The sequence below is a fragment of the Cobetia sp. BL01 genome, assembly GCF_056493605.1.
In genome coordinates this window covers 66,446-78,354 of sequence record NZ_JBVBEE010000010.1, presented here as the reverse complement: position 1 = coordinate 78,354, position 11,909 = coordinate 66,446, and the positions used below count along the sequence as shown (strand labels likewise).

General features: G+C 62.5%; 8 protein-coding genes. 1 reads left to right on the top strand and 7 read right to left on the bottom strand.

Annotated elements, in window-relative coordinates; all coding sequences use genetic code 11:
* Nucleotides 1-73 precede the first annotated feature (73 nt).
* From greA to dapB, 4 genes are all read right to left on the bottom strand, one after another.
* Nucleotides 74-550, bottom strand: coding sequence for a transcription elongation factor GreA (gene greA / locus ACZYGA_RS15025; RefSeq protein ID WP_077379500.1), 477 nt, complete (start codon nt 548-550; stop codon nt 74-76).
* A complete protein-coding gene (gene carB, locus ACZYGA_RS15020) occupies nt 547-3,777 on the bottom strand; it encodes a carbamoyl-phosphate synthase large subunit (RefSeq protein ID WP_479399492.1) in 3,231 nt (1,076 codons plus the stop codon). The genes greA and carB overlap by 4 nt, the downstream gene beginning before the upstream one ends.
* A 67-nt stretch (nt 3,778-3,844) precedes the next feature.
* Entirely contained in the window at nt 3,845-4,990 is a 1,146-nt protein-coding gene (gene carA, locus ACZYGA_RS15015) for a glutamine-hydrolyzing carbamoyl-phosphate synthase small subunit (protein ID WP_176493787.1), read from the bottom strand.
* A gap of 576 nt (nt 4,991-5,566) precedes the next feature.
* Nucleotides 5,567-6,373, bottom strand: a complete 807-nt coding sequence (dapB, locus tag ACZYGA_RS15010) for a 4-hydroxy-tetrahydrodipicolinate reductase (RefSeq protein WP_084209490.1) — start codon at nt 6,371-6,373, stop codon at nt 5,567-5,569.
* Between the two features lie 210 nt (nt 6,374-6,583).
* Between dapB and ACZYGA_RS15005 the strand changes: the two genes are divergently transcribed.
* Nucleotides 6,584-7,609, top strand: a complete 1,026-nt coding sequence (locus ACZYGA_RS15005) for an esterase-like activity of phytase family protein (protein ID WP_479399490.1) — start codon at nt 6,584-6,586, stop codon at nt 7,607-7,609.
* A 133-nt stretch (nt 7,610-7,742) separates the two neighbouring features.
* On the opposite strand, the gene dnaJ is transcribed toward ACZYGA_RS15005, so the two are convergent.
* From dnaJ to grpE, 3 genes are all read right to left on the bottom strand, one after another.
* Entirely contained in the window at nt 7,743-8,891 is a 1,149-nt protein-coding gene (dnaJ, locus tag ACZYGA_RS15000) for a molecular chaperone DnaJ (RefSeq protein ID WP_077379510.1), read from the bottom strand.
* Nucleotides 8,892-9,059: 168 nt separating this feature from the next.
* A complete protein-coding gene (gene dnaK, locus ACZYGA_RS14995; RefSeq protein ID WP_077379512.1) occupies nt 9,060-10,982 on the bottom strand; it encodes a molecular chaperone DnaK in 1,923 nt (640 codons plus the stop codon).
* A 216-nt stretch (nt 10,983-11,198) separates the two neighbouring features.
* Nucleotides 11,199-11,828, bottom strand: a complete 630-nt coding sequence (gene grpE, locus ACZYGA_RS14990) for a nucleotide exchange factor GrpE (protein ID WP_077379514.1) — start codon at nt 11,826-11,828, stop codon at nt 11,199-11,201.
* Between the last annotated feature and the right edge of the window lie 81 nt (nt 11,829-11,909).

The window sequence follows — 11,909 nt, the reverse complement described above, 5'->3', positions numbered from 1 at the left end:
GGGCTACCGGCAGAGCTGTCATGACATCGAAATCTGACGAATCAGAGGCGATGCTCTTCAGATGTGACGTGCTTCAGATGTGATGCACTTCGGAGATTTCATACTCCACATCGCCACCCGGGGTACGCACGACCACGACATCCCCTTCTTCCTTGCCGATCAGCGCACGCGCGATCGGTGAGGTAACGGAGATCTTGCCGTCCTTGATGCTGGCCTCATCCTCACCCACGATGCGATAGCGCACTTCGCTGTCGTCATCGAGGTTCATCAGATCAACCGTGGTACCGAAGATCACCTTGCCTGTCTTGGGCAGCTTGGTGACATCGATGACCTGGGACATCGAGAGCTTGGCTTCAATCTCCTGGATACGCCCCTCGATGAAACCCTGTTGCTCACGCGCGGCGTGATACTCGGCGTTCTCCTTGAGATCGCCGTGCTCACGTGCTTCCGCGATGTCAGCGATGACCTTGGGGCGTTCCGTGCCCTTGAGGTGCTCGAGCTCCTTGCGCAGGCGATCTTCGCCCTCGACGGTCATCGGACTTCTACTCATATCATGACTCCTGCATGCAGATCCTGGAGACGACGGACCTTGACATCGTTTCCGTACTCGAGCGCCATGCACACGGCATTGGCACCCGCCAGCGTCGTGGCATAGGGCACCTTGTGCGCCAGCGCAGTGCGGCGAATCACGGACGAGTCATTGATGGCCTGACGTCCCTCAGTGGTGTTGACGATGTAGGCGATCTCGCCGTTCTTGATCATGTCGACGATATGCGGCCGCCCCTCGAACACCTTGTTGACGGGTTCAACCTCGAGCCCGGCAGCGGCAATCACCTCTGCCGTGCCACGGGTAGCACAAAGCGTAAAGCCCAATGTTACCAGAGAGCGGGCCACCTCGATAACGCCCGCCTTGTCGAACTCGCGCACGGACAGGAACGCCTTGCGATCGCCCGTCAATGTCGGGATGGCTTCCCCGGCGCCCAGCTGCGCCTTGTAGAAGGCCTCGGCGAAGGTATCGCCAGAGCCCATCACTTCACCGGTGGACTTCATTTCCGGTGACAGGATCGGATCGACACCCGGGAACTTGGCGAACGGCAGCACCGCTTCCTTGACGCTGTAGAAGGTCGGCACGATTTCCTGGGTGAAACCGATCTCTTCCAGGGTCTGGCCGGCCATGCAACGCGCGGCGATCTGCGCCAGCGACTGGCCGATGCACTTGGAGACGAAGGGCACGGTACGCGAGGCACGCGGGTTGACCTCGATGACGTAGATCACGCCATCCTGCCAGGCCAGCTGAACGTTCATCAGACCGACGACGTTGAGCTCCAGCGCCATGCGCTTGACCTGCTCACGCATCTCTTCCTGGACGTCTGCCGGCAGCGAGTAAGGCGGCAGTGCGCACGCCGAGTCACCGGAGTGGATACCAGCCTGCTCGATGTGCTGCATGATGGCGCCGATCACGACCTGCTTGCCATCGGACACCGCGTCGATGTCGACCTCGATGGCGGCATTCAGGAAGTGATCCAGCAGCACCGGCGAGTCATTGGAGACCTTGACCGCGTGGGTCATGTAGTTCTCGAGCTCGGAGGCGGAGTAGACGATTTCCATCGCGCGACCGCCCAGCACGTAGCTCGGACGCACCACCAGCGGGTAGCCGATGGTTTCGGCCTTGACGAAGGCCTCCTCGAAGCTGCGTGCGGTGGCGTTTTCCGGCTGGATGAGACCGAGCTTCTCGATCATCTGCTGGAAACGTTCGCGGTCTTCGGCGCGATCGATAGCGTCCGGCGTGGTACCGATGATCGGCACACCGGCGGCCTCGAGCTCACGGGCCAGCTTCAGCGGCGTCTGACCGCCGAACTGGACGATGACACCGACAGGCTGTTCCTTGTCGGCGATCTCCAGCACGTCTTCCAGCGTCACCGGCTCGAAGTAGAGGCGATCGGAGGTGTCGTAGTCGGTGGACACGGTTTCCGGGTTGCAGTTGACCATGATGGTCTCGTATCCGTCCGCGCGCATGGCGAGGGAGGCGTGGACGCAGCAGTAGTCGAACTCGATGCCCTGACCGATGCGGTTCGGACCACCGCCCAGCACCATGATCTTCTTCTTGTCGCTGACCTCGGCCTCACACTCCTCCTCGTAGGTGGAGTACATGTAGGCGGTGTCGGAAGCGAACTCCGCGGCACAGGTATCGACACGCTTGTAGACCGGGCGGATGCCCTGCTGCTGACGATGCTTGCGGAAGGCCTTCTCGGACACGCCCATCAGGCGCGCCAGACGGGCATCACTGAAGCCCTTGCGCTTGAGACGGAACAGACGATTGGCATCCATCTCACCCAGAGAACTTGCCGCCACTTCGCCTTCCTGAGCGATCAGGTCGGCCAGCTGCACCAGGTACCAGCAGTCGATGTTGGTGAGACGGAAGATCTCTTCGATGCCAAGGCCGGCACGCATGGCGTCGGCGATGTAGAAGATACGCTCGGCACCGGCGGCCTGCAGCTCGCCCTTGATGCGCGCCATGCTCTCGTCGCCGTAGTCGGCCACGATGGGATCGAGACCATCGACACCGGTCTCCATGCCACGCAGTGCCTTCTGCAGGGATTCCTGGAAGGTACGACCGATGGCCATGACTTCGCCGACCGACTTCATCTGCGTGGTCAGACGGTCATTGGCCTGCGGGAACTTCTCGAAGGTGAAGCGCGGAATCTTGGTGACGACATAGTCGATGGACGGCTCGAAGGACGCCGGCGTCTTGCCACCGGTGATGTCGTTCTGCAGCTCGTCCAGGGTATACCCGATGGCCAGCTTGGCGGCGATCTTGGCGATCGGGAAACCGGTCGCCTTGGAGGCCAGTGCAGAGGAGCGCGACACGCGCGGGTTCATCTCGATCACGACCATGCGACCGGTGTCCGGGCAGATGCCGAACTGGACGTTGGAGCCACCGGTCTCGACACCGATCTCGCGCAGGACGGCCAGCGATGCATCACGCATCAGCTGGTATTCCTTGTCGGTCAGGGTCTGTGCCGGGGCGACAGTGATGGAGTCACCGGTATGCACGCCCATCGGGTCGAAGTTCTCGATGGCACACACGATGATGCAGTTGTCGTTCTTGTCACGAACGACCTCCATCTCGTATTCCTTCCAGCCCAGCAGCGATTCGTCGATCAACAGCTCACGGGTCGGCGACAGCTCGAAACCGCGATGGCAGATCTCTTCGAATTCTTCACGGTTGTACGCCACGCCGCCGCCGGAACCGCCCATGGTGAAGCTGGGACGGATGATGGACGGGAAGCCCAGCTCGGCCTGGATTTCCCAGGCCTCTTCCATGGAGTGTGCGACCTTGGCCTTCGGGCACGCCAGGCCGATCTTCTTCATCGCCTTGTCGAAGCGATCACGGTCTTCGGCCTTGTCGATGGTATCGGCGTTGGCACCGATCATCTCGACGCCGAATTTCTCGAGCACACCTTCGCGCTCCAGGGCCAGTGCACAGTTCAGTGCGGTCTGACCACCCATGGTCGGCAGGATGGCGTCCGGACGCTCCTTCTCGATGATGCGCGCCACGGTCTCCCAGGTGATCGGCTCGATGTAGGTCGCGTCGGCCATCACCGGGTCGGTCATGATGGTGGCCGGGTTGGAGTTGACCAGGATGACCCGGTAACCCTCTTCACGCAGGGCCTTGCAGGCCTGTGCGCCGGAATAGTCGAACTCGCACGCCTGGCCGATGACGATGGGGCCGGCGCCGATGATCAGGATGCTTTTCAGGTCTGTACGTTTCGGCATGTCTCTTCCCGCAATGATCTGGTGACTGAACTCAACGATGGATCAGGCCCTCGGGCCTGCGCTCGGCTCAGCGTCGCGCGCGCATCATCTCGATGAAACGATCGAACAGCGGGGCGACGTCCTGCGGGCCGGGGCTGGCTTCCGGGTGACCCTGGAAGCTGAAGGCCGGACGGTCGGTGCGCTCGATGCCCTGCAGACTGCCATCGAACAGCGACTTGTGGGTCGCGCGCAGATGGCTCGGCATACCGGCTTCATCCACCGCGAAGCCGTGGTTCTGACTGGTGATCATCACCACACCACTGTCAAGATCCTGCACCGGGTGGTTGGCACCATGGTGACCGTGGCCCATCTTGACGGTGGTCGCACCGGAGGCCAGGGCCAGCAGCTGGTGACCGAGGCAGATGCCGAAGACCGGCGTCTCGGTCTCGAGCACTTCACGAATCGCGGTGATGGCGTAGTCGCAGGGTTCGGGGTCGCCCGGACCGTTGGACAGGAAGATGCCATCCGGGTTGAGCGCCAGCACCTCGGCGGCAGGCGTCTGCGCCGGCACGACGGTCAGACGGCAGCCACGCGAGGCCAGCATGCGCAGGATGTTGTGCTTGACGCCGTAGTCGTAGGCGACCACGTGGAAGGGGCGCTCTGACTCACGGGTGTCGGCGTAGCCTTCTCCCAGGGTCCATTCGCCTTCGTGCCACTCGAATGACTCGCGGCAGGAGACTTCCTTGGCCAGGTCCATGCCCTTGAGGCCCGGGAAGGCACGAGCGGCTTCCAACGCACGCTCGACGGCGTCATCTCCCTGAGCATCCTCACCGGCGAGAATGGCGCCGTTCAGCGAGCCCTTCTCGCGCAGGATGCGCGTCAAACGACGCGTGTCGATATCCGCGATGCCGACGACATTCTCGTCACGCAGGTACTGATCGAGAGAGCGAGTGGAGCGGAAGTTGCTGGCCAGCAGCGGGAGGTCGCGGATGACCAGGCCGGCGGCCGCGACATGATCGGACTCGTTGTCCTCGTCGTTGATGCCGGTATTGCCGATGTGCGGATACGTCAGAGTGACGATCTGTCGGGTGTAGGAGGGATCGGTCAGGATTTCCTGGTAGCCGGTCATGGCAGTGTTGAACACCACCTCGCCACTGGTCTGCCCATCAGCGCCGATGGCGCTGCCGTGAAATACACTGCCGTCTTCCAAGGCCAGTATCGCGGGTTTGATCAACGCAACGTCCTCCCCTAAGTGTCCACTTTCCTGCCCGGAATCCGCGGTCGAACACCGGACATGCTGCTTGATTGTCGTACTCGGCTGACGCCGAGTCTGGGTCCCGCTGCCACTCTTCCCACGCGCCTTCCCCATGTGAGGAGCGCTCGCCGGAAGCGGCAAATTCAGGCTGCAAAAAAGCGGGACGAAACCGAAAAATCAGGCTTCATCCCGCTTGTTATCATTCTTCGGAATATTGCTTGTCACAGCGGCCCCAAGAGTGCGGCCAAATTGGGTAGAGATTACCCGAATCCTGCGGTGCTGACCACCCCATGACTGCACCGCGAGCGGGCGGCAGTGCCCACCATACGGTCGTTTCGTCACAGCAGTCAGCTTGCGGAGCATCGGGAGTGATCGCGAGCCTGTCCCCCGAATCACCTGCCAGGAACGTTTCCCGCCGCAAGGTGCGACATCCATCACCGCCGACCAACAATATCCTGTCGGCGGTGACAGCTTCCACGATGCGCCCGGAAGCCACTCGAACGCGGCAAATCGAGTGCCCGGGACGCGATCTCGACCCGAGCCCCCGACGGGACATCACTTGAGACCCAGCACGTCCTGCATGTCATAGCGTCCGACGCCACGCGCTGACAGCCACTCGGCGGCACGCGCCGCGCCCTTGGCGAAGGTCATGCGGCTTGAGGCCTTGTGGGTGATCTCGATGCGCTCGCCTTCGGTGGCGAACATCACGGTATGCTCGCCGACGATGTCACCGGCACGCACGGTGGCGAAGCCGATTTCCTTGTCGGTGCGCGGACCACACTGTCCTTCGCGTGCAAAGACACCGTGGGTCTCGAGATCACGACCGATGGCATGTGCCACCGCCTCGCCCATCGCCAGTGCCGTGCCGGAGGGGGCATCGACCTTGTGGCGGTGGTGCGCCTCGATGATCTCGATGTCATACCCCGCATCCCCCAGTGCCTGGGCTGCCGTTTCCAGCAGCTTCAGCGTCAGATTGACGCCGGAGCTCATGTTGGCGGCAAACACGAAGGGCACGCTGTCGCGATAGCCATCCAGTTGCTCGAGCTGCTCCGGGCTGAAACCGGTCGTGCCGATGACCATGCGCTTGCCGTGCTCCGAGCACAGCGCCAGATTGGCCAGCGTCACCTGCGGCGCGGTGAAATCGATCACGACATCGACGTCATCCACCACGGCGGCCAGACTGTCACTGGCGACCACACCCAGACGCCCCTGCCCCGCCAGCTCGCCGATGTCGGCACCTGCCAGGGAGCTACCGGCCTCGACGATGCCCGCTGTCAGCGTCAGGCCTTCCACGGCACCGACGGCCTCGACCAACGTGCGTCCCATGCGTCCGGCGACGCCCATGATTGCGATACGGGTCATGCTGACTCCTGCCTGTTGTGGGTCTTGAGGGCAGCCACCCCACGGCGATGATGAGGGTGTGCCACCTGTGCTGTCCCCGCGAGTATATCAGCCGCCTGCAGCGTTGGCTGACGTCATGTATTTGCCCCCGTTACGCGCTAGAGTAGCGGGAGACTGAGTTCCTGCCCGTCCACGTCACTCCCTCTTCACCGCTCAGTTCCCGGAGTCAGCATGTCGCTACTTCATCGTTATGCCATTCGTCATTGGCGCCTGCTGCGCCTCGCGACCCTTGCCACGGCAGTTGCCGGCCTGCTGAGTGCCTGTGGCGTTCACCCGCGCCCCTACTCGCTGGCCTCGCCGGAGCAGATGAGCCAGCTGCCGGAGATCCAGTGGTGCGGCACCCTCAAGCTGCCAGGCAAGTGGCTGGATGGCACCCCCGTCGGCGGCCTGTCCGATATCGGCTGGGACAAGGATGAATCCCTGCTGTACGCCGTGTCGGACCGAGGCTGGCTGCACCGCCTGCGTCTGGCCTTCCGCCATGGGGAGCTGGTCGGTGCCAAGGCACTCAAGACCTATACGCTACGCGACGAGACCGACATCTCCCTGCAAGGCGCCCTGAGCGATGCCGAAGGCATGCAGCTACTGAAGGACCACAACGGCCGGCGCGGCGATACCCGTCTGGTCATCAGCTTCGAGCAGCAACCCCGAGTCGAGCACTTCCTGCCCAGCGGACTGGCGATCAGCGAACCCGCCACCCCCGTGGGCGTACGCGGTGCCGCCCCCAACAATGGCATGGAGGCGCTGACCCTGCACCCCGAGTACGGCCTGCTCGCCGGTCTGGAAGCCACCCCGGAGGGCATGGACGAAGGCACCACGCGCCTGTTCACGCTGGATGGCAAGCAGGAATGGCGCTATCCACTGGCCAGCGACACGGGCTCGAGCCTGACCGCCATGGAGATGCTGCCGGACGGGGACATCCTGATGCTGGAGCGCGCCTTCTCGCCGCCCTATCCGCTGATCATCAGCCTGCGGCGCGCGCATCTGGGAGAGCCGGGGACGACCGTCGAGGTCCGCACCCTTGCCCGCCTGTCGAGTGGCGAGGGGTGGTCACTGGACAACTTCGAAGGGCTCACGCACCTGGAGGGCAATCGCTTCCTGATGGTCTCGGATGACAACTTCAGCAGCTTCCAGACCACGCTGCTGAGCTGTTTCGCGGTGATCGAGCCCGAGGCCTTCACGCCAGCCTCTCAAGAGTGAAACATCGCCTGACAGCGCATCGCTGATGACATGTCAGGCGAGCCCTGACAATGAAAAAGCCCCACACCCGAGTCATCGGGGTGGGGCTTTCGCGTTGCGCATCCGCCAGCGCGGAGGAGAACGAAGACGCAGCCTAGGGCTTCATGTCCTCGAAGAACTTCTTCACGCCATCGAAGAAGCTGTTCTCCTTCGGCGAGTGGCTCTTGCCGGTATCGCCAAGACTCTGCTGGAACTGGCGCAGCAGCTCCTTCTGCTCTTCGTTCAGGCTGACAGGTGTCTCGATGACCACCTTGCACAGCAGATCGCCGGCAGGGCCACCACGCACCGGCTTGACGCCCTTGCCGCGCAGTCGGAACAACTTGCCCGTCTGGGTCTCGGCCGGAATCTTGAGCACGACACGACCATCCAGCGTCGGGACGTTGAGCTCACCACCGAGCGCTGCATCCACGAAGCTGATCGGCACTTCACACTGCAGGTGACGCCCATCACGCTTGAAGATCTCGTGCTCGCGCAGATTGACCTGGACATACAGATCACCTGACGGCCCGCCGTTGACACCGCCCTCGCCTTCGCCGTTCAGGCGGATACGGTCACCGGTGTCGACGCCCGGCGGAATCTTGACCGAGAGGGTCTTGGATTCCTGCACGCGGCCTTCGCCGTGACACTTGCGGCACGGTACGCTGATCTTCTCGCCACGCCCGTGGCAGGTCGGACATGCCTGCTCGACCGCGAAGAAGCCCTGCTGCATGCGCACCTTGCCCATGCCGTTGCAGGTCGGGCAGGTTTCCTTGGTGGAACCCGGCTCGGCGCCGTCACCATCACAGTGACCACAGGCAGCCAGACGCGGCACGCGGATGTCGACCGTGGTACCGGCGACCGCCGATTCCAGGTCGAGATCAAGGTTGTAGCGCAGGTCGCTACCACGCTGAGGAGCGTTCGGATTGCGACGACCACCGCCGCCACCGAAGATGTCACCGAAGACATCGCCGAACACGTCGCCGAAGCCACCGGCACCACCACCAAAGCCACCGCCGCCGAAGCCACCGCCGCCCTGGCCGTCGACACCGGCATGACCGAACTGGTCATAGGCCGCGCGCTTGTCCGCATCGGACAGCACTTCGTAGGCTTCCGACACTTCGCGGAACTTCTCCGCCGAGGCCTCGTCATCCGGATTGCGGTCAGGGTGATGCTTCTGAGCCAGGCGTCGGTACGCCTTCTTGATGTCCTTGGTGTCGGCGCCACGCTCGACACCAAGCACTTCGTAATAATCACGCTTGGACATGGATCAGGTCCGCCTGGATTGCTGGCAGCCCAAGGCTGCCTGTCTGTTCTGGGATATCGGCTGTCACCGACAGCGTGCGCCCACGCGATACGCTACCGGTGCAAACGACAACGCGGGACACCTTCGCAAGGCTCCCGCGCTGTCATCAGACGTCGTTCAAGAGATCCCTCAGGACTTCTTGTCGTCGTTGACTTCCTCGTACTCGGCGTCAACCACGTCGTCGTCTTGCTTCTTGTCAGCCTGACCGTCGCCAGCCTGCTCACCCTGGGCACCCTGCTCGGCGTACATCTTCTGCGCCAGGTTGCCGGAGGCTTCGGTCAGCGCATCCAGCTTGGCCTGGATCGCGTCCTTGTCGTCGCCTTTCAGGGCTTCTTCCAGCTCGGAGATCGCCGTCTCGATGGCTTCCTTCTCGCTGGCCTCGGCCTTGTCACCGGCTTCGGTCAGGGTCTTTCTGGTCGCGTGGATCATGCCATCGGCCTGATTGCGCAGCTGGACCATTTCCTCGAACTTCTTGTCTTCGTCGGCGTTGGCTTCCGCGTCACGCACCATCTGTTCGATCTCTTCGTCGGACAGGCCGCCGGAAGACTTGATGACGATGGACTGTTCCTTGCCGGTGGCCTTGTCCTTGGCGGACACGTTCAGGATACCGTTGGCATCCAGATCGAAGGCGACTTCGATCTGCGGCACACCACGCGGGGCCGGCGGAATGTCGGCCAGGTCGAAACGACCCAGGGACTTGTTCTGTGCCGCCTGCTTGCGCTCACCCTGCAGGACGTGGATGGTCACCGCGCCCTGGTTGTCGTCAGCGGTGGAGAACACCTGAGACTTCTTGGTCGGGATGGTGGTGTTCTTCTCGATCAGCGGAGTCAGCACGCCACCCATGGTCTCGATGCCCAGCGTCAGCGGCGTCACGTCCAGCAGCAGCACGTCCTTGACGTCGCCACCTAGCACGCCGCCCTGGATACCGGCGCCGACAGCGACCGCTTCATCCGGGTTGACGTCTTTGCGCGCTTCCTTGCCGAAGAATTCAGCGACCTTGGACTGCACCAGCGGCATGCGAGTCTGACCACCGACCAGGATGACATCGTCGATCTCGGAAGCGGACAGGCCGGCATCGGCCAGAGCGGTCTGGCACGGCTTCAGGGAGCGAGCGACCAGCTCATCGACCAGCGACTCGAGCTTGGAACGGGTCACCTTGACGTTCAGGTGCTTCGGACCGGTGTTGTCTGCGGTGATGTACGGCAGGTTCACGTCGGTCTGCTGAGCGCTGGACAGCTCGATCTTGGCCTTCTCGGCAGCTTCCTTCAGACGCTGCATGGCGAGATTGTCGCCGGACAGGTCGATGCCGCTGTCGGACTTGAACTGGTCAACGAGGTAGTTGATCAGATGCATGTCGAAATCTTCACCGCCCAGGAAGGTGTCGCCGTTGGTGGCGAGCACTTCGAACTGGGTCTCACCGTCGACGTCCGCGACTTCGATGATGGAGATATCGAAGGTACCGCCACCCAGGTCGTAGACCGCGATGGTCTTGTCACCACGAGACTTGTCCATGCCGTAGGCGAGTGCCGCGGCAGTCGGCTCGTTGATGATGCGCTTGACCTCGAGACCCGCGATGCGGCCGGCGTCCTTGGTCGCCTGACGCTGGGAGTCGTTGAAGTAGGCCGGCACGGTGATGACCGCTTCGGTGACTTCTTCACCGAGGTAGTCTTCCGCGGTCTTCTTCATCTTCTTGAGGATTTCCGCACTGATCTGCGGCGGTGCCATCTTCTTGTCCTTCACCTGGACCCAGGCATCGCCATTGTCGGCTTCGACGATCTTGTACGGCACCATCTTGATGTCTTTCTGGACGACATCATCCTTGAACTTGCGACCGATCAGACGCTTGACCGCGAACAGGGTGTTCTCCGGGTTGGTCACTGCCTGACGCTTGGCCGACTGACCGACAAGGATCTCGTTGTCGTCGGTGTAGGCGATGATGGACGGCGTGGTGCGGCCACCTTCAGCGTTTTCGATGACCTTGGTCTTGTCGCCGTCGAGCACTGCCACACAAGAGTTGGTAGTACCCAAGTCAATACCGATGATGCGTCCCATAATCGTATACCTCGAATCTGTTGCTAGCCTGAAAGATGAGTCTGGTTGTCGGTACCTTGTGTCGGCACCTGAACTTGCTTCAATAAGTGGGGTCGCGCGTCAGGCTTTCAAGGGTGTGCTGGCATTTTTTGCCGCCCTGATCCTCCTTGAAGCCCCGCAGGGCGGGCATGTGCCATCACGACACATGCCCTCATGGCCACTCGACCCCGCAGGGCCTCAGTTGGCCTTGCTGACCGCGACCATCGCCGGACGCACCAGGCGACCATTGAGGGTGTAGCCCTTCTGCATCACGTCGATGACGCTGTTCGGCTCGGCATCCGGAGATGGCACCATGGCGACCGCCTGATGGTATTCCGGGTCGAAGGGCTCGCCGTGGGGGTCCAGCTGCTCGACGCCTGACTTGTTCAGGGCATCCAGCTGCATTTTCAAGGTCATCTCGATACCTTCGACATGTGCCTTGGCTGCCTCGTCGTCGCTCATGGACTCAAGCGCCTTCTCGAGCGAGTCCACCACCGGCAGCATTTCCTTGACGAACTTCTCCAGCGCGAACTTGCGAGCCTTCTCGGCATCCTGCTCGGCGCGACGGCGCGCGTTCTGCGCCTCGGCAGCTGAACGCAGCGCCTGGTCCTTCGCCTCCTTCACCGCCTGCTCGAGTTCCTCGACCTGAGCGGCCAGCATCTCGGCTTCCGGATTGTCGATCAGCTCACCTTCGCTTTCGGCGGCGACATCGGTGGCATCCAGTATGTCTTCAATCACTTCGCCTTCCGGAGTTTCCGGCTGCGGCTCGGCGTCGCGAGCGGCACGCTGAAGTTCTTCATCCATCGGGGTCTGCGGATCCTGAGCCATGCTGTTCTCCTGCGGGCCGACGTCTGTGCGCCATTGCCCTGTTCGTGGCCTGCGGAGCCTGCCTCGAGACGACGATGGCAA